Genomic DNA, 23,732 nt, shown 5'->3' with positions numbered 1-23,732 from the left:
ATTCGATAGGGCGCGGAAGGGAATGATAGCGCAATTCGCCGTCACTTGATCCCAGCCCTTCACATCACCGTCATTCTCGTCTAGACAGGCGGCGACTTTCGAGCCGGGCGCGACCCGCTCGCCGCCCGCATCAGCGGTCCGCCGACGACATGACGGGCAAGTTCGGGACGCGTTCCGGTCCAGGGGCCGGAATCGCGGCCCTTTTTTATGCGCGCTCCCCAGCTTGGCTGGCGGCCATTAGGATCACATGCCGAAAAGAACCGACATTTCCACAATCATGATCATCGGCGCCGGCCCGATCGTCATCGGCCAGGCCTGCGAATTCGATTATTCCGGCACCCAGGCCTGCAAGGCGCTGAAGGCCGAGGGCTACCGGATCGTCCTGGTCAACTCCAATCCGGCGACGATCATGACCGATCCGGACATGGCCGACCGCACCTATATCGAGCCGATCACCCCGGACATCGTCGCCAAGATCATCGAGAAGGAGCGCTATGCGGCGCCCGGCGGCTTCGCGCTGCTGCCGACAATGGGCGGCCAGACCGCGCTCAATTGCGCGCTCAGCCTGGAAAAAATGGGCGTGCTGAAGAAGTTCGACATCGAGATGATCGGCGCGACCGCCCACGCCATCGACAAGGCCGAGGATCGCGAATTGTTTCGCGAGGCGATGACCAAGATCGGTCTCGAAACGCCGCGCTCGCATCACGTCAAGACGCTCGCCGCAGCGCTCGACGCGCTCGATGACATTGGCCTCCCCGCGATCATCCGCCCGTCCTTCACCTTAGGGGGCACCGGCGGCGGCATCGCCTACAACAAAGCGGAGTTCATCGAGATCGTCGAGCGCGGCATCGACGCCTCGCCAACCAATGAAGTTCTGGTCGAGGAGAGCGTCCTCGGCTGGAAGGAATATGAAATGGAGGTCGTCCGCGACAGAGCGGACAATTGCATCATCGTCTGCTCGATCGAAAACGTCGATCCGATGGGCGTGCATACCGGCGACAGCATCACCGTCGCGCCGGCGCTGACGCTGACCGACAAGGAATATCAGATCATGCGCGACGCCTCGATCGCGGTGTTGCGCGAGATCGGCGTCGAGACCGGCGGCTCCAACGTGCAATTCGCGGTCGATCCGAAGAACGGTCGGATGATCGTCATCGAGATGAATCCGCGCGTGTCGCGCTCCTCGGCGCTCGCGTCGAAGGCCACCGGCTTTCCGATCGCGAAGGTCGCGGCGCGGCTCGCGGTCGGCTACACGCTCGACGAAATCGCCAATGACATTACTGGCGGCGCGACGCCAGCGTCGTTCGAGCCGACGATCGATTATGTCGTCACCAAGATTCCGCGTTTCGCCTTCGAGAAATTTCCGGGCTCCGAACCGATCTTGACGACAGCGATGAAGTCGGTCGGCGAAGCTATGGCGATCGGCCGCAATTTCGCCGAGTCGCTGCAAAAGGCGCTGCGCTCGCTCGAAACCGGACTGTGCGGCCTCGACGAGATCGAGATCGAAAGCCTCGGCAAGGGCGACGACATGAATGTGCTGCGCGGCGCGCTTGGCACGGCGACGCCAGACCGGCTGCTCGTCGTCGGCCAGGCGCTGCGGCTCGGCATGACGACCGAATCCATTCATGAAGCCAGCAAGATCGACATCTGGTTCATTGAGCGCATCGCCGAAATCATCGCGCTCGAAAAGAAGGTGAAGAGCTACGGCCTGCCCGAGGACGCCGAGAATCTTCGCAAGCTCAAATTCGCGGGCTTTTCCGACAGCCGTCTTGCGACCCTCGCCGGCCTCGAGGAAGAGGACGTGCGCGACTTGCGCCATCGTCTCGACGTGCGTCCCGTCTATAAGCGCATCGACACTTGCGCCGCCGAATTCGCTTCGCCGACCGCCTATATGTATTCGACCTATGAAGCGCCCTTCATCGGCGTTCCGGCGAATGAGGCGCGCCCCACCGACAAGAACAAGATCGTCATCCTCGGCGGCGGCCCGAACCGCATCGGCCAGGGCATCGAATTCGACTATTGCTGCTGCCACGCTTGTTTCGCGCTTGGCGAAGCCGGCTTCGAAACGATCATGATCAATTGCAATCCGGAGACGGTGTCGACCGATTACGACACTTCCGACCGACTCTATTTCGAACCGCTGACCAATGAGGACGTCGCCGAAATCCTCGACGTCGAGAAGTCCAACGGCCAGCTTGTTGGCGTCATCGTCCAATATGGCGGCCAGACGCCGCTGAAGCTTGCGCATGGCCTCGAACAGGCAGGCGCGCCGATCCTCGGGACGCCGGTCGATTCGATCGACCTCGCCGAGGATCGCGACCGGTTCAAGCGGCTGCTCGACAAGCTCGGGTTGAAGCAGCCCAAGAACGGCATCGCCTATTCGGTGGAACAGTCGCGCATCGTCACGCAGGAGCTCGGCCTGCCGCTCGTCGTGCGGCCGAGCTATGTGCTCGGCGGCCGCGCTATGGCGATTATTCGCGACCAGAGCGATCTCGACGATTATCTCCTCGGCACGCTGCCGAGCCTAGTGCCTTCCGAGGTCAAGGCGCGCTACCCCAACGACAAGACCGGGCAGATCAACACGGTTCTCGGCAAGAATCCGCTGCTCTTCGACCGCTATCTCACCGACGCCATCGAAGTCGACGTCGATTGTCTCGCCGACGGCGAGGAGGCGGTCATCGCCGGCGTCATGGAACATATCGAAGAGGCGGGCATTCATTCAGGCGATTCCGCCTGCTCGCTGCCGCCCCGCTCGCTCGCCCCCGAAACCATCGCCGCGCTTGAGGCGCAGACCGCGAGCCTCGCCAAGGCGCTCGGCGTCGTCGGGCTGATGAATGTGCAGTTCGCGCTCAAGAACGGCGAAATCTACGTATTGGAAGTCAATCCGCGCGCGTCCCGCACCGTGCCTTTCGTCGCCAAGGTCATCGGCCGGCCGATCGCCAAGATCGCCGCCCAGATCATGGCCGGCGCGAAGCTTTCCGACTTCGATCCTCTGGAGACGAAGCCGGCGCATGTCGGCGTGAAGGAGGCCGTCTTTCCCTTCGCGCGCTTTCCCGGCGTCGACACCGTGCTTGGCCCGGAAATGCGCTCGACCGGCGAAGTCATGGGCCTCGACAGTTCGTTCGACGCCGCCTTCGTCAAGAGCCAGCTCGGCGGCGGGACCAAGGCCCCCCGCGAGGGCGTGGTGTTCGTTTCGGTCAGGGATGCGGACAAGGGCCGCATAATTCCGGCGGTTCGCCTGTTGAAGGAAGTCGGCTTTTCCGTCGTCGCCACCGGCGGCACGGCGCGCTATCTCGTTGAGCGCGGAATCGCCGCCCAGAAGCTCAACAAGGTCTCGGAAGGCCGGCCGCATATTGTCGACGCGATCAAGAATGGCTCGATCGCGCTTGTTTTCAATACGACCGAGGGGGCGCAGGCGCTCGCCGACTCGCGCTCCTTGCGCCGCGCGGCGCTTCTGCATAAGGTTCCCTATTACACGACCCTGGCAGGGGCGGTCGCGGCGGCCCAGGGGATACGCGCCTATGTTTCAGGGGACCTTAAGGTCCGGGCGCTGCAGGATTATTTTCCGCCGAGCGCGACCAACTGAACATTGAGGAATTCCGCGACTCAGTCGGCCGCGCGCCGACTTTTAGCCGCGATCGGACGACTTGATCTTGATCCGTGGCTGCGCCGACCAGCGCGCCAACTGCGCCGTCTCCCCATCACGGACCAAACTGAAGAAAGGCGAAAAGCGAGAGCAATGGTCGACAAGGTGCCCATGACCGCCGCCGGCTACGCGGCGCTCAACGAAGAATTGCGTCGCCGGCAGCAGGAAGACCGTCCGCGCATCATTCAACAGATCGCTGAAGCGCGCGCCCACGGCGACCTTTCGGAAAACGCCGAATATCACGCCGCCAAGGAAGCGCAGTCGCTCAATGAAGGCCGCATCGCCGAGCTTGAGGACAAGCTGTCGCGCGCCGAAGTCATCGACGTGTCGAAGCTCAACGGCTCGACGATCAAATTCGGCGCGACGGTCACCGTCGTCGACGAGGACACCGAAGAGGAGAAGGCCTATCAGATCGTCGGCGAGGCCGAAGCCGACGTGAAGAGCGGCCGGGTGTCGATCACGAGCCCGATCGCCCGCGCGTTGATCGGCAAAACGGTCGGCGACACGGTCGAGGTCACGACCCCCGGCGGCGGCAAGAACTACGAGATTCTCAAGGTCGCCTTTGGGTGAGGGGCGGCGTCGCCCACTCCCTGTCCCTCCCCCGCCAAAGCGGGAGAGGGAACCCTAACCACGAAGGTTGTGCGGTTTGTTGCACGGGCCTGAACCGAACCCGCTCTCCCGCGAAGCGGGGGAGGGCTGGGGAGGGGGCGCTTCGAGCATCCCCGCCCTGCCGCCGCACACGACGCTCCGCATCCTCTCCGACGGTCGCATCGGCCATGAGGCTCAAACCCTCGGCCTCGCCGAAGCCTTGGGCCTGACGCCCGACATCCGCCGCGTCGCGCCGCGCCCGCTCTATGCAGCGCTCGCGCCTTTCGCGCCGCCCGATCCGCGCGACGCGCGCGCCTATGCGCCGCCCTGCCCCGACATCGCCATCGCCGCCGGACGCCGCACGATCCCCGCGCTCCAGCGCCTGAAGCGCGCTTCGGGCGAGCGGACGTTCACGGTCTATGTGAACAGGCCGGCGAATGGGCTTGGCGCCGCCGATCTGATCATCGCGCCGCGCCATGACGGACTTTCCGGAGACAATGTGCTTTCGCCGCTGACGCCGGCGAACCGCTTAAAGCCGGAGCGCCTGGCGCAGGCGCGCGCCGCGCCCGACCCGCGCGTCGCCGCCCTGCCCCGCCCGCGCGTCGCGCTGCTCATCGGCGGCGACAGCCGGCATGGCGCCTATGGCGCCGCGCGGATCGCCGAACTGGCGCAGATCGCCGCTTCGCTGCTCGCCAGCGGGCGCTCCGTGATGGCCACCGCTTCGCGCCGCACGCCGGTTGCACTGCGCGATGCGCTGAAGAAGACGCTCGGCGCGCCGCGCGGCTTCTTCTGGGACGGCGAGCGAGAGAACCCCTATCTCTCGATGCTGGCGGGCGCCGATGCGATCCTCGTGACTGGCGACAGCGTCAATATGGTGGGAGAGGCGGTCGCGACTTGCGCCCCCGTTTATGTCGTCGCGCCGCCGCGCCGCGCCCGCAGGATCGACGCCTATCTCACGGCGCTCGCCGACGCCGGCGCCATCCGCCTGTGGCGCGGCGGGCTGGAGGACTGGGCGCGCGCGCCCTTCAACGCGACGCCCGACATTGCTAGCGCAATTGCACTGGCCTATTTGGCCTTCGCGCCTTCGCGCCTTAAATCCTGAGCGCCGCCGCCCCGCGAGGCGCCGGGCTGCTTGAAAAAGCCGCCGCGCGCCGATAAGAGTGACGCGCCGCGCGCGCTTCGCGCAACGCAATCGCCGCAATAGCTCAGCTGGTAGAGCACATCATTCGTAATGATGGGGTCGGGGGTTCGAATCCCTCTTGCGGCACCATAAAAATCAACGACTTAAACCAAAAAGCTGAATCACCGGATCATCGCGCTCGATGATCCGCCGACTCCTTTTCGCCGCTCTCCTTGAAGCATTGCGGGCGCCGCCGCCAGCGCGTCTTGGCGCCTTGAAAATGGGCAGAGCGCGTTTTCACCTCGTTCGAGATCGATCACCTGTCGCAAGAACGCTGACCAACGGTGCGAATCTCCCAAAATCGACCACCGCCAATCAACAAATAATTGTTATTATTATGAACAATTAACTCCGCTATGACTCGGCAGCCTGCCCCGCTCGCGTTGGCCTCACCACTTTCTCCCCGCGTGGCTCTTTAGCCGAGCGAAAGCTCGTGAATATTTATTATGCATACTGATTATTCAGTAGGCTCAAATTGTTCATGGAAGCGGCAGACTTCCGTTGAGAAGGGGAATGAAATGATCGAAAGCGCCCTCCTCCGTCCGGCAACCCTGGCCTTTGCAATCGTCGGCTTCGCCGCCGCGATCGCGCCGGCGGCGGCCGCTAGCCGGGCGGAACGCGCCCAGGCCCGCTACTCCGAGTTTTATGCCCTGGCGCCCTCGGCGACGGATTCGGGCGCCGCCACGCGCCACGCCGGCGACTGCTTCCAGACCAACAGTCCGGTTGAGGCCGCGCGGGGTATCCGCCACTGGACAGGGGCTTGCGCTGGCGGCCATTGATCCCTCCGCAGGTCTCGTCGAGCCGTCAATCCTGGAGCGGGCGCCGCCCCTCACTCCCCCATTTCCTGCAGCGCCATCAACGACTCGGGCAGAACCTGCCCACCGTCGACCACCAGAGTCTGGCCGGTGATGTAGCGCGCTTCGTCGCTGGCGAAAAACAGCGCCGCGTTGGCGATGTCCTCGACGGTGCCCAAACGGCCCTGCGGGATCGAGGCCGCCATCTTGGCCGCATAGGCGTCGCCGAGCGCGTCGAGCCCCTCGGTTCGCACATTGCCCGGCAGAACGGCGTTGATCGTAATCCCGAGCGGCGTTAGCTCCAGCGCCGCCGTCCGCATAAAGCCGAGCTGTCCCGCCTTGCTCGCCGCGTAATGCGACCAGCCTGGATAACCGGTGATCGGGCCGGTGATCGAGGAGGTGAGCACGATCCGACCCCGGCCGCCGCGCGCCAGAGCCGGCGCGCAGGCCCGAACGCATAGAAACGCGCCGGCGAGATTGGTCGACAGCACCTCGTTCCATTGCTCGAGCGTCATCTCCATCAGCCGAGCGGCCGGAAAGACGCCGGCGTTGGCGCAGAGAATATCGAGGCCGCCGTGCCGCTCCAGCGCGGCGGCGGCCATGCGGTCGACATCGCCCGGATCGCCGACGTCGGCGGCGAAACCGCTGGCTGCTCCCCCTTCCGCCCGGATCGCGCCCGCCGTCGCCTCCGCCTGAGCGAGGTCGCGGCCGACGACCAGCACCTGTGCGCCCTTTGCGGCAAAGACGCGGGCGATTCCGCGTCCGATGCCCCGGCTCCCGCCCGTGACGATGACCGACCGGCCGGCGATTGAGGTCAGCATTTCACTATTTCTCCGCTCATTTTTCGACCAGGAAGACTGTGTCGAACGGCCGCCATCGAGCGGAATATGGCAGGTCGCCGATCGCCGCCGCATCGGCGTGGCGCATATGAACTCATCAAGGCGCCGAGAAATATGGCGTCGGCAGGGACCGACTCGGCGAGCGGGGCCTCTCGGTCAGGAAACTCTACGCGGAAAGTTGATGACATTCCCGCTCTGCCGCGATGCGGCGATCACCGCGCCTTTGATGTCCGCCGCCGCTTCGCGCACCGAGCGCCGAAGGAACACGCCGGCGGGTCCGTCATAGTTCATGCTCAACAAATCATGAGCGCATTGCTCGGCGCGAATGAGCGATGTTTCCGCCAGGGCCGGAATCTGATCGGACTCCGACAAATCGGATAATGCGTTCAACTCGCTTTCGAGTTCGCGGCGCGCGAATTCCGGCAGCACGGCAAGCACTTGCCGCTCGAAATAGGTTCGAAACTTGTTCGCTGCCTCTTCAAGCAACGCCACGGTCCGATTGTCAGTCGAAAGCTTTGCATTGTTGGGGTACGTCACGGCCTACTCCTGTTAACCTGCACCTCAGCTTTGACCAGCAAGAAACGCTCGAATTTTTCTCTTCCGTCTCGCACGTCAATTACAGAATTACGGCAAACAAAAGGAAGCCGTAAGAAAAACCGCACCCGCAAGCGCCAGCGACGCAGGATGAAACCGCTGCGCTTCGCGCAATGATGAGAGCGCGCGAGATCGGTGCAGCGTGGGCGCGGCGAGCCGCCGACGCCGCGCGCATGAGCGCCATCGCTCGAGGCGTATTTTGCGCGGAAGGCCGTTCGCCGCGAGGCGTCGCCGGCTGTATTCGCCGAGACGCGCGCCGCTGAAGCCCAGGCGCAACGCGCGGCTTAGCCCGCCGATATTTTCCGGTCGCCTCGCGCCGGAGGGCCGTTGCGCACCGAAGCCAATTGCGGGGCAATCGGAAAATTCTCGTCTTGGTCCGATGTAATCTCGCCCTGGTCCGAATTCATTTCGTCCTGATCGAACGATAATTCGTCGTCCGCGGCGTCTTGTTCCTGAAGCCGAACCAGCGCCAAATCTCGTCGAACGATCAAAATGAACACGATAAAGGCGAATATCGACAGCCCCCCGACGACGACGTCGAGCGCGGCGAAGGAGAGAATGCGTTGCGCGGCGAGTTCATGTCCGATCAACGCCGCGGAGAGCGACCAGCCCATCACCAGCAGCCGAACGCCTTTGGGCTCGAATCCGCCGCGCGGATAGCCGTCGCCATGGATCACCACGAGCAAATATTTATACGAGCTGAGCAACAGATAAAGGGATAGTACGAGCAGCGCCGACGGAATGGTGAAATAGGGCGAGAACCCAAGCGCCATGATCATCAGCGTTTGCGCGACGAGGTCGGCGGAATTATTGATGAAATAGCCATAGTAATGGAAGTTGACGCCACGGCGCACAGAAACGGCGCGTTCCAGATTCTCGCCGAGCCAGTTGATCGCGAGCCCAATGGCGACGAGCGCCAAAAACCAGTTTGACCAGCGGGTTGCGATAAAGCCGGCGGCGACGAGAGCCGCGCCGGCCAGCCCTACGAAGGTTAGATGATTGGGGGATATGACTTCGGGAATTCTTCCAGCAATGGCGCCGACCAGGCCGCCCTCTTCGTACGTCTGGCTTGCATGTGCTCTGACGTTCGGCACCTAGACCTCGTCACTGCGCCAGTCACACTGACGGCGAATTGCGCGGTTGGATTGAACCCGCGCCGCCACGGGAAACCATGCCTTAAAAGGAATTGATCGTTTGCATCTTGGCGATTTGCGCCGGCTCGGTCAATTGATTTTATTCAATTGTGGGCTTTGACCGTTCAACGTTCGGTTTGGGGGTCTGTCGCGCATGCGCCGGGACGATTGTATTCATCTCTCGAATTGACCCTCAACCGACCACCTCGGCTTTATCTGGCGGCGACCGACAATCCCGCCGCTTCAATCGTATGGCGAGCGATCATCGCTTCCTCGTCGGTCGGCGTCACGAAAACCGGAATGCGCGATTGAGGCGCCGAGATGAGCGATTCGTGACGCGCGTTCGCCGTCTTGTCGAGCGCCAGCCCCAACCAGCCGAGCCCGTCGACCACGCCGGCCCGAATGCGCGTCGAGCGCTCTCCGATTCCGGCTGTGAAAACCAGCGCGTCGAGCCCGCCGATGACCGCCGTAAGCGCGGCGATCTCCATTTTGATCCGATGAATGAAGTATGCGATCGCCGCCGCGGCGCGTGGCTCCTTCGACGCCTCTAGCACGCGCATGTCATGCGACACGCCGGAAAGGCCAAGAAGGCCGGAGCGCTCGTAGAGAAGATGCGAAAGCTCGCTGGGAGTCATCCCTTCGCTATGGAGCAAATAAAGCAGCAGCCCGGGATCGATCTCGCCGCAGCGCGTGCCCATGGGGAGGCCTTCCAGCGCCGAGAAACCCATGGTGGTGGCGATTGAGCGGCCGCCTTTCAACGCGCAAAGCGACGCGCCATTGCCGAGATGCGCAACGATGACGCCGCCCTCGGCATGAATCGGATCGATGATCCGCAGACGCCGGGAGATATATTCATAGGACAGGCCATGGAAGCCGAAACGACGCAATCCCTGCTCGTAATAGGAATAGGGAAGCGCATAGGCGTCGTCGACGAAAGCATGTCCGCGATGAAAGGCGGTGTCAAAACATGCGACCTGCGGCACATGCGGAAACGCCTCGCAGGCGCCTTCGATGCCGGCGATGTTGTGCGGCTGGTGCAATGGCGCGAGCGGGATGAGCGCCTTCAACTCGGCGAGCGTTTCCGCATCGATGATAACGGGCGCGGAGTAGCGCAGCCCGCCATGCACGACGCGATGGCCGATCGCGCTGACCGTCGCCGCCGGGTAGGAATCTTCGACCCAATTGAATATCTCTGCAATCGCCTGCCCGTGACCGAGCGTCGCGTCGAGCTTTCTCTCGCTCGCCTTTCCGTCGACGATTTCGACGCGAAAGCGCGGCCTGGCGCCGAGCCCTTCGACCGCGCCGGAGACCATCAGCCGCGGCCATTCTGCATCCGCGGCGAAGAGAGCGAACTTCACCGAAGACGACCCGGCGTTGAGCGTGACGACGAGATCAGCCATGTCCTCCGCGCCTCCAGTCATGCTACCAGACGCGACGACGTTTCTCCGCTTCGAACGTCTTGCCGAGATAGACTACGCTCTCCAGCCGCAAATCGCCCTTGGCATGGAAAGCGTCAGGGCGCGGCTTCAATTCGCCATTCTCGAATTCGAGCCCGAGCAGCGCATACGCCGCTGACAACATGCGGGCCGCCGCGCCGGTGTACCAGCTCCAGCCGCCGCGTCCGTAATAGCCCTCGCCATTATAGACGTCGGCCGGCTGCTGATGCGGCGGCAGGCCGTAAATGTCGGCCGCCTCGGGCGTCGTGAGCTTGGAAATCGGCGAGATCGCGATCCATGTCTCGAACGCTGAACGAAACAATTCGTCGGCGGCGCGTGAATCGCCGTCTTGTTGCGCCTGCGCGGCGAGCTTCGCCAATGCGTCGACGAACCAGGACACGCCATGCGAATATTGCCCGCCGTTCTCGCGCACGCCGGGCGGATATTCGGCGCTGCGTCCCGGATAGGGCCGCGAATGTTCGTCGTATGGCGGCGCGACGAGCAGCACCCTGTCGCCCAGGCCGAGAACGGCGAGGGCTTTCTCGATCGCCTCGCGGCCGCGCGCGGCGTCGACGGCGTTGGTCAGCGTCGGCCATGACGAGGTCATCGCGCTCATCGGCGCGACTTCCCCGCCGTCGTCGGCATAGGCGCGAATATAGCGGTCGCCGCGCCAGCAGCCTTCCAGCGCGCCGCGAAGCTTCTCGGCGCGCGCCCGATAGCGCTCGGCGCGTTCGGAATCGCCTTTCGCCTCGAAGAGCGGCGCGATGTCGAGAAGAATGCCGTGCAGGAAGAAGCCAAGCCACACGCTTTCGCCGCGGCCTTCGTGGCCGACGAGATTCATGCCGTCGTCCCAGTCGCCCGTGCCCATCAGCGGCAGGCCATGCGCGCCGAAGCGGTCCAGAGTCCATTCGATGGCGCGCGCGCAATGGCCGAGCAGCGTGTCCTTGTCGCGCGAGGTGAGCGGCACGGTCGCTTCACCTTCCTGATCCTTCGGCACCGGATTGGCCTCGAGGAAGGTCTCGACTTCATCGAGGATGGCGTAGTCGCCGCTGCCGCGGACGTAGCGGATCGTCACATAGGGCAGCCAGAGATGCGGGTCCGACGCATGGGTGCGGTCGGCGAGGCCGGTGCCGCCATTGGGCGCGCGGTGCCACCATTTGCACGCGTCGCCCTCGATATATTGATGCGCGGCGTGCAAGAGGATTTGCGCGCGGGCGCGCTCGGGCGCGAGATGGATCAGCGGAATGACGTCCTGCAGCTGGTCGCGGTAGCCGGTCGCGCCGGAACGCTGCGAGGGGCCGGTGCGTCCCCAGAGACGCGCCGCGAGCAGTTGATAGGGCAGCCAGTCATTGATCATGCGGTCGAAATCGGGGCGGTTGGTCTTGATGCGCAGCACCGACAGCTGATCGTCCCAGGCGCGGGCGTTCGCCGCGAGTTCGGCATAGGCGTGCTGAGGCTCGCGCGCGTAATCGGCGAGCCGTTTTGCTTCTTCGATCGTCGTCGTCTGTCCGAGCGCCACGACGACGACGGCTTCTTCTCCTGCCGGCACGTCGATGGCGGCGCTGAAAGCGGCGACCTTTCGTTCATGCGCGGGGGCGCCGGCGTCAGGATGGCCGTGCTCGACCATGTATGGCAAATAAGGATCGCGACTCTCATGGCCAAGAAAGCGACGGCGCGACGTCTCGGCGAATTCGGCCGGCATCGAGGTCGTGACAAAGGCCCAGCCGCGCACAAAATTATTGCGCGGGTTGCGGAAGTAGATGGAGCGGACATTCTCGTCGATGACCGACTCCAGCGCGCCGAGACTTTCGTTCGGCGTTTCCGCCAAGACGATTTCCATCGAAGGCGTGATCTGCAATAGCCGCTCATGATCGCTCTTATTGCGGATCTTGAGAATTTTGAACTCAATCGGCTGCGTCGGACTGACAAATACGGTCATCTCGAGATCGAGACGGTCGCGCTCGGCGCGAAACACCGCGACGCCCGGCGAAAATGTCACTTGATAGTCGGCGTCGCGGCGGCGCAGCGGCACGAAGGTCGGACTATGCGCGTCGGTTCGGGCAAGATCATAGACGTAGAACTTCTGCCCGGCCGGCGCCATGCGGCCCTCGCCCATGCGAAACGGCGTGAAACTGTTGAGCCGCGAATTGCCGTGGAAGGAAAAAATATCGCCGTCATTGGTGAGCACCGCGCCCTGCCCGAAGGCGTTGGCGATGACATGAGCGAAGGGACGCGGCGTGCCCGGCGTGAGCGTGACGCTTCGTCCATCTTGCGAAAAAGCGTAGCGCGGCTTTTTGGGCGGCGGCGGCAGAACGAGCCCGCGCCGGCGCGACAGAGCCTTGTTCAGCGTTTCTGGCGCAGCAGGCGCAATGCCGAGATGACGTGCGATGGAATCGGTCGCCCGGCCCATGTCGCGGGCCCAGCCGTCAACGATGATCAGTTCGGTGGCGCCGGCGGCGGCGAGTTCGACTTCGACGCGCAGACTGGCGCAAGGCTCGAAGCCATAGAGCAGGCCTTCGTCTTTCGGATCGCGCGGCGCCGCCAATCCGAGCAGGCTGTCGGGCGCATGAACCGAGCCCATGCCATAGAAGCGCGACTTCACGTCCTCATAGCCGAGGACTGAAATCTTCGCGTCGGCGGCGCCGCCAATGGCGTGAAAGCCGATTTCGGGCGACAGCCGGCGATCGGAGTGGCGGCGCGCGCCGCCCTTTAGCAAACGGTTCTGCGCGAAAATCGCATTGAGCGAGCGCACGTACCAGGTGCCGACATGAATGGCGTTGTAAGCCGCGTCGCGAAGCTCGACGCCGGTCTCGTTGAGCACCCATTCGCGTAACGAGGCCAGCGCCAGTTTACGGTGGCGCTGTTCGAGATTGACGATTTTTAGGCGGGTGATCTCGACCGCTTCGTCGGCGGCGAGCGAGACCCGCGCTTCGACCGCGAATCCATTGCGCTCCGCCATGAAGAACAGGCAATTCTCGCCCGCGTCGGTGAGCGACGCCTGAGCGGCTTTGCAGCGCGTCGGCGCCTCGCCGATCGACCAAAGCTCGCCGCCGTCTTCGCGCAAAAACAGGAAACGCCCGCGCGGATGGGCGTGATCGTCCGGCCGCCGAGTGAGATCGATCGGCGGTCCGCCGCGCGCCACGCCCTCGATGCGAATAGCGCCCTGCCCGTCCTCGAACCATTCGCTCGTCATCAGCCCATTGGTCAGTTTCAAGGGACGCGAGCCCGGCACGCCGCCGGCGCCGGTGATGCCTTTGATCGTCACTTTCTGGGCGCGCGCCAGCCGCCCGAGAAGGAAAATGACCAGGCCGAAGGCGACGAGTCCGGCGTAGATGAGATAGCCGCTAACGAGATAGGCGTATGAGGGCGGCCGCGTATGCGCCAATTGCTCGGAGGCGCTCCATGCGCCGTCCCAATCGGCGCCGCGCGGAATGTAAAAGGGAAGCAACAGCGGCGCCCAAGTGCCGAAGCGGCGAATCCCTTCCGGAATGGCGCGGCTGGTTTGCGACTTGCCGAGAAAGCGCGCGGCTTTTTCGTCCGCCACGTCGCCGCCGACGAAAGAAAGATTGACCAGCGTCGCCACCCGCAAGCCCATATGGTCGAACCAGATCAGCACGCGCAGCGCGTCATAGGCGAGGAGCGCGGTGAAAATATCGAGGCTCCAGGCGCGGAAATCGGAGTCGGGAAGGATGTAATTCATCCAGCTCGCGACTCCGGTTCTGATCAACCCGTCCTGATTGTACCAAGTGGGATCGGGCGACGCCTTGAGGAAGGAATAGATCACCGGCGCCATCCACAGGCCCCAGCGCAACACCCGCACGGCGTTTTCGACGAGCATGTCGAGGCCCTGCCAGCTCGCGAGCGTGCGAAGCGGTCGCAGGCTGCGCTCGACGAGCGCCGTCAGGAAAAACAGATTGATCGAAAACAGCGGCGCCGCGAACACCCATTGAATGACGCCGGAGAACGACTCGTCGAAGAACAGCCTCACGCCGCCGTCGACTTTGCCGAGATCGGTCGCGCCCCATTTGGAGAAGAGCGGACGAACGACATAGTCGTTGATCGGACGACCGTCCGCCGCATAGTCGAGCGACGTATAGGCGAAGAATTTCGAGACGATCGTTTCGACCTGACCCGCGTCGAGATACCAGGCGATCGCGCCGGCGACGAGCGCGCCAAGGAGCGCGCCGAGCGAATAGACTCGCCAGCTGCGCAGATGCTGGCGGCGACCTTTGGTCAACGCGGCGAAATCGATCGCCGCGTCGACGCCGGCATAGGCGATTGCGCCCGCGACGGCGCCGAACAGAAACCGATTGCCGCCGCTCGCCGCCGGAAGCCCGATCATCGCGGCGAGCGCGACGGCCGCGCCGGCGACGGCGCCGCGAAAATAGTTGGACGGATGCAGATAAAGCTCTTCGACCCGCGCAAAGAACGGCGGCGTCGAGTCGGTGCTCTCCACGATCGCGCGCGCCAGCGGGAACAGCGCCGCGCCGATCAACGCGCCGCCGATCGGACCCGAGGCGGAAATCACCGCCATCGCCGGCGGAAAAGACACCACCAGTCCGGCCGCGAGAAGCAGCGCCATGAACACCAGGCCATAGACGGCGCCCTTTTCGGCGCCTGATCGCCAGTCATGAAACACCACGACCTGCAGCGACGGCGTCGCCCGCAATAGACCGGCCATCGCCTGAGTCACGAGATAGGTTTGGCCCCATAAGCCTGCCTGCGCGAGCGCCGCCGCCACGGCCGCGACCGCCGCCGTCGCCGGATAGGGAAGATAAGGCGCAACGAAGTAAGAAACTGAGGTCGCGATATAGGGGGTCAGCGACGCGACGAAGGCGGAAGCGAAGAGAATGCCGTGCGGGCGCCATTGTCGCGGAAGGAACCGGCCAAGCGCCAGCGGCACGCCGACCACGATCGACTCATTGAGCAGAAACAGCACCAGCGTTCGGCCAGCGGTTTTTTTCAAAACCTCCGGGACGTCGAGGCCAAGCAGCAGCGCGTCGCCGATCTTTGTGACAACTGGCGAGCCGAGCGCGAGCAGAAGGCAGAACTGCAGCGGCAAAACGAACAGCGCCGCGCGCACCGCCATGCGTGAACGCGCCCTCAGCGTGACCACCCCGGCGAGATAGAGAATGGTGGCGGTCCCCGCGCCTACAGGCGAAAAGCGGAACAGTTCGGCGAAGTTTTCCGGCGCGCGCCACAACGCGCCCGAGCGGTCGCAGAGCAGCGTAAAAATCGCGACGACGAGGAAATCCACGGCGAAATCGGCCGCCTGACGCATGCTCTCGGACGAGCGGCGCAGCATGAAAATCGTGGCGCCGGCGAAAAAGCCGGCGACGATCGCATGCTCGCCGCCGCCCGCCGCCTCCAGCGCCGCGAAGACCGCGAAGCCGGCGCCGATGATGATGCGTTCGAACACGGCGCTCTTCACGTCCGATTCGCCACGATTGACGGCCATCTATCCCCTCCGCGCCTCTGTCGCATCCGGCGTTTTTATCGTTAATGGCCGGAATCAGCGGCGATCGTAAGGAGTCCCTTGCCGGAGGCGGGGGAAAAAGTCGACTCCCGCCTCGCCCGGGCGGCCCTGGCGCTTCGCACCGCCGTCGAGAGCCGCTATAGTCTACAATGCTTTATCGCCCCGGCGTCACGAGGGCTTCAGCGAGTGGACCAGATGGAAGAGCCCCTGCCCGCGCCGCCGGCCGACACTCGTGACGACGAGCGGAAGGGCGCATCCGATCCAACGCCCGCTGAACGGCTCTCGCTGCGCGTCGAGCGTGAGCGCTTCGCCCGCAAGGACGCGGGTCCGCTCGACGAGCGCATAGCGAGCCTTGCCGGCGCGCTGCGCCGCGCGCGGCTCGAGAACGCCGAGCGCTCGGCCGCGATTTCTGATTTGCGGGCTGCGGAAATCGCCCGCCTGGAAATGCTCGCCGATGCGCTGGCGCCGGTGCTGGCGCAGCTGCCCGATGACTGCGACATTTTCGACGTTGGCGTCGCGCCTGGGGAAAGGCCACGCCTGTTCATCGACCAGATCGGCTTTGTCGAGATGGATCGCGACCGGCGCACCTATCGTTTTCTTCAGGACACGCGCCACGGCCGGGTGGGGCTTTGCGAAAGCGACAGCGCCGACGATCTCGTCGAGGCGATCACCGCCTATATCGCGCATCGTTTGATCGAACGCGAAAAGGCGCTGGCGATCGATTATGCGAGCGGCGGCGCGGCGCAGGCGCTCGCCGTCAGGGCCGCCGCGGCGCGCGAAAAGACGCCAGCGCGCGACGCCGACGCATCCTTCTCAGGCAAAGTCTCTCGCGCCGCGGCCTTCATCGCCGAATTTTTCGGCGCGGCCGCTTTCTTCGCGCTGCTGGCCGTATTGGCGGCCTGGGCCTATCAGACCTATTTCGCATAGCTAGGCTTCACAATTCGACCGCTTCAAGCTCTACGATCTCTCCAGCCTCGTTCAATCCGCGCCTGCGCAGAATGATGCTCACCGCGTCGTCCTTGCGCGCGATGTCGTAGAGGTTGTAGGCGGCGCCCGGATAATGCCCGCCGGGGCGCGCCGACGCCGAGGCGACGCCGACCACCGGCGCCGTGGCGTCGGGGCCCGGCAGACGACATAGGCTCGGCTTGTGATTATGCCCATGCACGATGAGCTCGGCGCCATGGCGGGCGATCACGCTTTCAAACGCCGCCGCGTCTTCTAACCCGCGCAACAGCCTCGCGCCGCCGACATGCGGCGGATGGTGGAGGCAGACGACGCGCGCAAGCCCTTCCGCCTTCGAGGAATCCAACAACGCCGCGAGCGCCTCGCGCTGCGCCTCCCCAAGCCGGCCGGAGGCGACAAAAGGCGCGGTCGGCACGCCGGTGTCGAGACCGATCAGCGCAATCCCGCCGCGCCGGCGCAAATAGGGGAAGCCCGCGGCTGTTGCTTCGCTGCTCGTCCAGGGCGCGAAAACCTCGTGAACGAGATCGGTCACGCTTGCCACATAGGCGTCGTGATTGCCGGGCGTGAAGCTTACGTCGCTCGGCCCCCCGAGCGCGGCGAGCCAGTCTTTGGCCAGCGCGATTTCGGCGGGTAGTCCGATATTGACGATATCGCCGGTCATGACGACATGGTCCGGCGCCTGCGCCTTGATGTCGGCGACGATCCTGCCGAGCACGCCCATGTCGTGCTGAGCGCCGCGCTTATAGAGCCAGTTCACATAGCCGGTGACGCGCTTGCCGAGCAGCTCGGCGAGATTTGGCCGCGGAATCGGACCGATGTGCGCGTCGGAGAGATGAGCGAGCCGAAAATTCAAGACAGCCTCTTATCCCTCCACGCCCGTTCAGCCGCGGCGCTTTCCTGCTAGGATGGGGTGGCGATTAGTAGGGCCTCCGCAATTCATTTGCCAGAGTTTCAGCGATCGGAGTCGATTTTGACGGAGCAGGCGCAGACGGAAGAAGGGCGTTCGACGCGATCTCGTCTCACGCGCAGGTTCATCGCCTTTAGCGCGCGGTTTCAGCGTCCCATGACGCTGGGCGTGCGCGGCCTTGTGCTCGACGATCAGCGCCGCGTGCTGCTCGTCCGGCACACCTATGTCGAGGGTTTCTATCTGCCGGGCGGCGGCGTTGAAACCGGCGAAACGCTAGTCGACGCGTTAAAGCGCGAACTCCATGAGGAAGCCAACGTCCTGCTCGAGGAGCCGCCAGAACTTTTCGGCGTCTATTTCAATCGCCGCTTCTCTGTTCGCGACCATGTCGCGCTTTACGTGGCGCGTTCCTATCGCATCACCGCGCCGCGCGCGCCCGATCGCGAAATCGCCGAGGCCGGATTCTTCGCGCTCGACGCGCTGCCGGCGGAGACGACCGTCGCGACGAGGGCGCGCCTCGCCGAGGCGCTGGAGCAGGCGCCGATTTCACCTTACTGGTGAGGTCTCCCGGGCGTCGGCGACGCCGGCCAAGAGTCGTATGTCGCGCCAGCCATAGGCGAGATCGGGAAGGACGACGCCCGCAACTTCCCAGACGCCCTCGACGCCAAGCGGCTCCGCGCCGAGCGCCTCGTAAAAGCCGCGCGCCTTTGGCGCGTCGCGGAGCACCCACACCGCAGCGCTCGCGCAACCGACCGACATCAGATGTTCGGCGAGCCGCGCCATCAAGCCTCTGCCCAACCCCAGGCGCTGAACGCGCCGCAGCAGATAAATCGAGTCGATCTCGCCGTCGAAGCCGAGCGGAACGAGCTTCGGGTTGGTCTGGCGGCTACAGCGCGCGAAGCCGACCGACGCGCCGTCCGCGAGAGCGACGAAGACGGCCTGGCCGATTTCACCCGAACCGATCCTCTCCCGCCAGCGCCGCGCCCAATCGTCGAGGTCGATGCCTGCCAGCGCTTCCGCCGGCATGAGACCGGCGTAGGTCTCGCGCCAGGCTGCGGCGTTGACCCCGGCGATCGCCGGCGCGTCCTCCAGGGTCGCTCGGCGCACACAATATTCCGCCATGGGCTTCTCCCCGTCAGGCAGGCTCGCATGCGGCTTATCGCGCCGCAACCTGGCGTTTTGCGGCGCCGTCAACGCGTGATATGGCCTGCGCCCTAAGGTCAAGCCGCCATATGATCGATCTCGCCGTAAAATTCGCGCCGCTCTCCGCCGCCGATGACGCGCCTATCGAGAAGCTCGACGAACGCGCGTTCGGGCCGGGCCGATATGCGCGCACGGCCTATCGGCTGCGCGAAGGCGTCGAGCCGGATCGCTCGCTGTCCTTCGTCGCGCGGATCGGCACGCTGCTCGTCGGGGTCAATCGCATGACCCCGATCCTCGTCGGATCGACGCCGGCGCTGCTGCTGGGACCGCTGACCGTCGAGCCGGCGTTTCGCCAGCAGCGGGTCGGAGAGACGCTAGTCAAATATTCGCTCGACGCAGCGCGGGACGCCGGACACGGCCTCGTGCTGCTCGTCGGCGACGAGGACTATTACGCGCGGCTGGGCTTTGCCCGCGTGCCGCGCGGCAAGATCACAATGCCCGGGCCGGTTGATCCCGACCGCCTGCTCTATTTCGAACTGCGTCCCGGCGCGCTTGCCGAGACCAATGGCCGGATGCGGCGCCTGTGACGCCGCGCGCGCAACCCATCGTCGAGAAATATGACGCGCTCGTCGCCAAAGGCGCGTTGGAGCGCGACGCGTCGCAGCGCGCCGCCGTCGAGAAGCTTCAGGCGCTCGCCGATGCGTTATCCGGCCGCCGGCCGATCAGCAGCCGTGCGACTCTGGCGCTGCTTGCGAGTTTCCGCCGTCGCGGCCAGCGCCCGAGCGGGCTATATCTCTGGGGACAGGTCGGGCGCGGCAAGACGTTCCTGATGAATCTGTTCTTCAGCGAACTTACGCTCGACAGGAAACGCCGCGCGCATTTCCATGCCTTCATGGCGGATGTGCATGACCGGCTGCATCGGCTGCGTCGCAACCCGCGTGGCCCCGACGCCGATCCCGTGACCTGCGTCGCTCGCGAGATCGCGCAGGAAGCGCGCGTGCTCTGCTTCGACGAATTCGCCGTGAACGACATCGCCGACGCCACGATATTGGCGCGGCTGTTTTCTTCGCTGCTGGCGTCGGGCGTGATCGTCGTCGCGACGTCCAACGTCGAACCTTCGCGGCTCTATGAAGGCGGCCGCAACCGCGATCTCTTTTTGCCCTTCATCGCCCTGTTGCAGGAACGCATGGATATTGTGCGTCTCGACGCGTCGGGCGACTATCGGCGGCGAGGAGAGGATCTCGGACAGGTCTATTTCGCCCCCGCCGACTCGCGCGCCAAGTCGGCGATCGATGCGCTCTATGAGACGCTCGCCGACGGCGCGCCCCAGTCGCCGACGACGATCGAAGTCAAGCGGCGGCGCATCGACATTCCGCAGGCGGCCGGCCGCGTCGCGCGCTTCAGCTTCTCGGCGCTCTGCGGTCAGCCCCAGTCGGCGACCGACTATATGGCGCTCGCCGAGAGGTTCGACGCGATCATCATCGAGGACGTTCCGATTCTCGCCCCCGAGCAGCGCAATGAAGCGCGTCGCTTGATCACGCTGATCGATGTTCTCTACGAGGCGCGCATTCTGCTGATCATTTCCGCCGCGGCCGAACCTTGCGATCTCTACCAGGGCGACTTCGGCGCGGAGGCGCGCGAATTCGAACGCGCCGCGTCCCGATTGATCGAAATGCGCGGCAAGGAATACGTCCAGGCGCGCGCGCCGATCATGGCTTCGACATGCATTCCTTGATGTCGCTTTCGCGCTTCATCTGTTCGAAACGATCGACGCAATAGCGTTCGAGATCGGCGCGTTTCGAGGGATCGGCCGCCGCGGCGCGAATGCCCATGGCGCCGTCGAGCAGTTCCTTTTGCGCCGCATGCACCTGACGCGGCGACAATTGTCCCGAACAAGCCTCATAGCGCTTGAGCAGCGCGTCGCATTGCGGCACGCCGGTCGGATCGACGGCGAAGGCGGGCGTTGCGGCGATTAGGAAAACGAAAGCAAGACGATAGGTCACTTTTGCGGGTTCCTCCGGGATATGACCCGCGGCCTATAGCACTTTCGTCGGTCGAGACGCATCAAAAGACGAGAGCGGCGGGCCTTTCCTTGGACCCGCCGCTCCGAACTCCGGCGTCTTTTGTCTCGCGAACGCCGGAGGGTTCTGGCGTTTAGCGCTTACAGCCCGGCAAGATAGCGCGTGGGATCGACCGGCGTCGAACCCTTGCGCAGCTCGAAATGCAGCTGCGGCGAACCGACATTGCCGGACTGGCCGGACTTGGCGATCGTCTGCCCGCGCTTGACCTGATCGCCGCGCTTCACATCGATCTCGCCGTTATGGGCGTAGGCGGAGACGAATCCGTTCGGGTGGCGAATGAGCACCAGATTGCCGTAGCCCTTGAGCTCGTTGCCGGCATAGGCGACGACGCCGCCTTCGACCGCCTTGACCTGCGTGCCCTCGGGCACGGCGATGTTGATGCCGTCATTGCCGCCCGTCGAGAAGCCCTGAATGATGCGGCCGCGGGCGGGCCAGCGGAATTCCGGACGCCCCTCGTCGGAGGCGACGGCTTTCGGCTCATTGGCCGGAGGAATGGAGGCGGTCGCGGTTGAATCGACCTTGCGGGCGCTTGCGGCCTCCGCCGGCGCCGCGGGCGCGTTCGCCTCGGCTTCGACCGGCGCGCCGCGCGCGATCCGCTCGGTCTTGACGACGCGCGCCGGCGTTGTGGCGGCGGCGCGCGCCTCGGCCTTCGTCGGCGCCTTTTCAGGCGCGGCTTTTGCCGCGAGCTTCGCCTCTGCCGGCTTCGACTTCAGCGGCTCGGCTTCGGTTTTGCGCACCGGCTTCGCCGGCGCCAAAGTCTTCGCGGTCGCGGATTTGGCGGTCGGCGGAACGACGGCGGCCGCTTTCGTCGGCGCCGCGGGCGCATGCGCCGCGACGGCCGGAACGGCTCCGGCGCGATAGACCGGAATCACCAGTCGCGAACCGGGCCGAACCTGAGACGCGACATTGAAGCCGTTGGTGTGCAGCAGGGCGTCGGCGGGCACGCCGTAGCGGGTGGCGATCAATCCCGCCGTCTCGCCCTGGGCGACGACGATCGGGGTGCCGCCCTCGGCGCTCCAATGGCCGGCGCCGGAAGCGGCGGCGACGCGCCCCGGCGATTGCGGAACGGCGGGTGCAGGGGCGCGAGGCGCCGAGGCGCTGGCGACAGGAGCCGGCAGCGGACGGGATTCCACCGCGCTCGACGGCGCGCTCTGAGCGGGCGCGCTGGCGATGGCGCCGACCGGCGCCCGGTCGACGCCGAGCGCCGCGGTCTTGGTCGAGCCTGTGAAGGGATCGGAGAAGGGATCGCCCGCGAAACGCGAAGCGTCGGAGCAGCCGGCGACAAGGGCGGCGACGCCTGCGGCGGCCAGCAAGCGCACAGCGGCGCGGGAATTAGCAAATCGACGCTTGATAGCCATGACGCGACCCACCCGAACGCAACATTGAACCATTCATGGGTTACAGCGCGGCGGTTAAGGAGGCGTTTAAGATGAACGCGAAACGTCGCCGACTATGAAAATTTTCAGCATTCGGACGGGAATTCAGAGCGCCTGCGCCAGTCCGGGAATGGCCGAACCCAGACGGCACGGGCCTAAATCGGTCTCCCGCAACTCGCCGTCCTCGCTAAGATCAAGTTTGATTAATCTCTCCTTCGCCCGAGCGCCGGCCATCGCATGCGCCTTTCGGGCGAAGAGCATGACCCCGCCCGGCGCGAGCAATTGGATCAGCGCCGCCGGCGCGGCGCCGACCGAGGCCTGCACGATGATCCGGTCGAAGCGCCCGAGCCCCGCAGGCGGATCGAGTCCGTCGGCATGAATGGCGTTGGCGTTGGCCGCGCCATGAACGGCCAGGCGCCGCGAGGCTTCAATCGCCAGCGTCTCGAAGCGCTCGAGGCTGACGACCTCGCGGGCGAGCTGCGCCAGCGCCGCCGCGCCATAGCCGGACCCCGCCCCGATCTCGAGCACCCGATGGCCGCGGCCGGTCTTCAGCGCCTCCAGCCTTCGCGCGAGTTCGACCGGGCGCGACATGGTCTGGCCGCAGCCGATCGGCAGCGAAAGGTTGCGATTGGCGAGATCGCGAAACCGATAGGGCGCGAAGGCCTCGCGCGGGGTCGCCTCCATCGCGCGCAGCACCGAAAGATCGCGCACGCCCCCTTGGCGCAGCGTCAGCATCAGCGCCGCGCGCTCCTCGAATTCGACGGCGTTCTGCGCGCCGCGCTCGCCCGTCATCTTTCGTCCTCGAACGCCGCCGCGAGCCGCGTCACGGTCGGGTGATCGGTGAAATCGAGCTGCAGCGGCGTGATCGAGATTTTCCTTTCCTCGAGCGCCATCAGATCGGTGCCCCGGCCCGGCTTGAAGTCGCCGCGCTGGAAGGAAATCCAGTGATAGGGATTGCCGCGACCGTCCTTGCGGTCCTCGATCCTCATAATGTCGCTGCTGCGCTGGCCCTGCATGGTGATCGCGACTCCCGCGACGTCCTGCGGCGGACAATGGGGGAAATTCACATTCATCAGCACGTTCTTCGGGATTCCCGCGGCGAGCAGGCGGCGCACGACATCGGCGCCATGCGCCTCGGCGCATTCCCAGTGGATGGTGCGGCGGCTCGCGAAGAAATCATAGACCTGCGAGAGCGCAATCGACGGAATGCCGAGAATCGTGCCCTCCATCGCCCCGGCGATGGTGCCGGAATAGGAGACGTCCTCGGCGACATTCTGGCCGCAGTTGACGCCGGAAATCAGGAGATCGGGCGGATGATCGAGCATCAGCTTGCGCACGCCCATGATCACGCAATCGGTCGGCGTGCCCTTGACCGCAAAGTGTCGCGGCGAAATCTCGCGCAGCCGCAGCGGATCGTTGAGCGAGAGCGAGTGCGAGACGCCGGACTGCTCGAATTCCGGCGCGATCACAAAAATGTCGTCGGAGAAGTGGCGCGCGATCGCTTCCGCGATCGCCAGACCGCGCGCGTGAACGCCATCGTCATTGGTGATGAGAATGCGCATGTTTTAGCGGTTCCGCT

Annotated in this window: 19 protein-coding genes and 1 tRNA gene; 9 read left to right on the top strand and 11 right to left on the bottom strand. The window is 64.9% G+C overall.

Annotation, left to right across the window (positions count from 1 at the left end; genetic code table 11):
- The first annotated feature begins 247 nt into the window (after window positions 1–247).
- The 5 genes from carB (at window position 248) to U1E20_RS04095 (ending at window position 6,193) form a co-directional block, all read left to right on the top strand.
- Window positions 248–3,586 carry a carbamoyl-phosphate synthase large subunit gene (carB, locus tag U1E20_RS04115; RefSeq protein ID WP_409979314.1) on the top strand — a complete coding sequence of 1,113 codons (3,339 nt, stop codon included), beginning with the start codon at window positions 248–250 and terminating at the stop codon, window positions 3,584–3,586.
- Between the two features lie 153 nt (window positions 3,587–3,739).
- A complete protein-coding gene (greA, locus tag U1E20_RS04110; RefSeq protein WP_409979313.1) occupies window positions 3,740–4,216 on the top strand; it encodes a transcription elongation factor GreA in 477 nt (158 codons plus the stop codon).
- 79 nt (window positions 4,217–4,295) lie between these two features.
- Entirely contained in the window at window positions 4,296–5,336 is a 1,041-nt protein-coding gene (locus U1E20_RS04105) for a mitochondrial fission ELM1 family protein (RefSeq protein ID WP_409979312.1), read from the top strand.
- A 92-nt stretch (window positions 5,337–5,428) separates the two neighbouring features.
- Window positions 5,429–5,504 (top strand) — tRNA-Thr (locus U1E20_RS04100).
- 428 nt (window positions 5,505–5,932) lie between these two features.
- A complete protein-coding gene (locus tag U1E20_RS04095) occupies window positions 5,933–6,193 on the top strand; it encodes a hypothetical protein (RefSeq protein ID WP_409979311.1) in 261 nt (86 codons plus the stop codon).
- Between the two features lie 50 nt (window positions 6,194–6,243).
- On the opposite strand, the gene fabG is transcribed toward U1E20_RS04095, so the two are convergent.
- The 5 genes from fabG to U1E20_RS04070 all read right to left on the bottom strand — a co-directional run bounded on the left by fabG (window position 6,244) and on the right by U1E20_RS04070 (window position 15,668).
- The gene (gene fabG, locus U1E20_RS04090) at window positions 6,244–7,029 is read right to left on the bottom strand and encodes a 3-oxoacyl-ACP reductase FabG (RefSeq protein ID WP_409979310.1); all 786 of its coding nucleotides are present in this window, start codon (window positions 7,027–7,029) and stop codon (window positions 6,244–6,246) included.
- 174 nt (window positions 7,030–7,203) lie between these two features.
- Window positions 7,204–7,584 carry a hypothetical protein gene (locus tag U1E20_RS04085; RefSeq protein WP_409979309.1) on the bottom strand — a complete coding sequence of 127 codons (381 nt, stop codon included), beginning with the start codon at window positions 7,582–7,584 and terminating at the stop codon, window positions 7,204–7,206.
- A 341-nt stretch (window positions 7,585–7,925) separates the two neighbouring features.
- Entirely contained in the window at window positions 7,926–8,735 is an 810-nt protein-coding gene (locus tag U1E20_RS04080) for a hypothetical protein (protein ID WP_409979308.1), read from the bottom strand.
- A 251-nt stretch (window positions 8,736–8,986) separates the two neighbouring features.
- Window positions 8,987–10,174, bottom strand: coding sequence for an acetate/propionate family kinase (locus U1E20_RS04075; protein ID WP_409979307.1), 1,188 nt, complete (start codon window positions 10,172–10,174; stop codon window positions 8,987–8,989).
- 22 nt (window positions 10,175–10,196) lie between these two features.
- Window positions 10,197–15,668 (bottom strand): GH36-type glycosyl hydrolase domain-containing protein, encoded by a 5,472-nt coding sequence (locus tag U1E20_RS04070; RefSeq protein ID WP_409979306.1) that lies wholly within the window; start codon window positions 15,666–15,668, stop codon window positions 10,197–10,199.
- A 213-nt stretch (window positions 15,669–15,881) separates the two neighbouring features.
- Here U1E20_RS04070 and U1E20_RS04065 point away from each other — a divergent pair, with 213 nt between their 5' ends.
- The gene (locus U1E20_RS04065) at window positions 15,882–16,613 is read left to right on the top strand and encodes a hypothetical protein (RefSeq protein WP_409979305.1); all 732 of its coding nucleotides are present in this window, start codon (window positions 15,882–15,884) and stop codon (window positions 16,611–16,613) included.
- Between the two features lie 7 nt (window positions 16,614–16,620).
- On the opposite strand, the gene U1E20_RS04060 is transcribed toward U1E20_RS04065, so the two are convergent.
- The gene (locus U1E20_RS04060) at window positions 16,621–17,502 is read right to left on the bottom strand and encodes a metallophosphoesterase family protein (RefSeq protein ID WP_409979304.1); all 882 of its coding nucleotides are present in this window, start codon (window positions 17,500–17,502) and stop codon (window positions 16,621–16,623) included.
- A 210-nt stretch (window positions 17,503–17,712) separates the two neighbouring features.
- On the opposite strand from U1E20_RS04060, the gene U1E20_RS04055 reads away from it, so the two are divergent.
- Window positions 17,713–18,114: an NUDIX domain-containing protein gene (locus tag U1E20_RS04055; protein ID WP_409979303.1), complete on the top strand. Its 402-nt coding sequence runs from the start codon at window positions 17,713–17,715 to the stop codon at window positions 18,112–18,114.
- Here U1E20_RS04055 and U1E20_RS04050 read toward each other — a convergent pair.
- Window positions 18,100–18,675, bottom strand: a complete 576-nt coding sequence (locus tag U1E20_RS04050) for an N-acetyltransferase family protein (RefSeq protein WP_409979302.1) — start codon at window positions 18,673–18,675, stop codon at window positions 18,100–18,102. The genes U1E20_RS04055 and U1E20_RS04050 overlap by 15 nt on opposite strands.
- Window positions 18,676–18,785: 110 nt before the next feature.
- On the opposite strand from U1E20_RS04050, the gene U1E20_RS04045 reads away from it, so the two are divergent.
- Both U1E20_RS04045 and zapE read left to right on the top strand, forming a co-directional pair.
- Window positions 18,786–19,283: a GNAT family N-acetyltransferase gene (locus U1E20_RS04045; protein ID WP_409979301.1), complete on the top strand. Its 498-nt coding sequence runs from the start codon at window positions 18,786–18,788 to the stop codon at window positions 19,281–19,283.
- Window positions 19,280–20,431, top strand: a complete 1,152-nt coding sequence (gene zapE, locus U1E20_RS04040) for a cell division protein ZapE (RefSeq protein WP_409979300.1) — start codon at window positions 19,280–19,282, stop codon at window positions 20,429–20,431. The genes U1E20_RS04045 and zapE overlap by 4 nt, the downstream gene beginning before the upstream one ends.
- Here the strand turns inward: zapE and U1E20_RS04035 are convergent.
- From U1E20_RS04035 to surE, 4 genes are all read right to left on the bottom strand, one after another.
- Window positions 20,406–20,699 carry a hypothetical protein gene (locus U1E20_RS04035; RefSeq protein ID WP_409979299.1) on the bottom strand — a complete coding sequence of 98 codons (294 nt, stop codon included), beginning with the start codon at window positions 20,697–20,699 and terminating at the stop codon, window positions 20,406–20,408. The genes zapE and U1E20_RS04035 overlap by 26 nt on opposite strands.
- A 158-nt stretch (window positions 20,700–20,857) precedes the next feature.
- Window positions 20,858–22,096 (bottom strand): peptidoglycan DD-metalloendopeptidase family protein, encoded by a 1,239-nt coding sequence (locus tag U1E20_RS04030; RefSeq protein ID WP_409979298.1) that lies wholly within the window; start codon window positions 22,094–22,096, stop codon window positions 20,858–20,860.
- A gap of 162 nt (window positions 22,097–22,258) precedes the next feature.
- Entirely contained in the window at window positions 22,259–22,945 is a 687-nt protein-coding gene (locus U1E20_RS04025; protein WP_409979297.1) for a protein-L-isoaspartate O-methyltransferase family protein, read from the bottom strand.
- Complete coding sequence (surE, locus tag U1E20_RS04020) at window positions 22,942–23,715, bottom strand: 5'/3'-nucleotidase SurE (RefSeq protein WP_409979296.1); 774 nt, start codon at window positions 23,713–23,715, stop codon at window positions 22,942–22,944. Before surE ends, U1E20_RS04025 begins: the two co-directional genes overlap by 4 nt.
- Between the last annotated feature and the right edge of the window lie 17 nt (window positions 23,716–23,732).

This window comes from Methylocystis sp. (assembly GCF_046349115.1).
Taxonomy (GTDB): domain Bacteria; phylum Pseudomonadota; class Alphaproteobacteria; order Rhizobiales; family Beijerinckiaceae; genus Methylocystis.
Note: the sequence above shows the minus strand (reverse complement) of the source record. Positions and strands in the feature narration are given on the sequence as shown.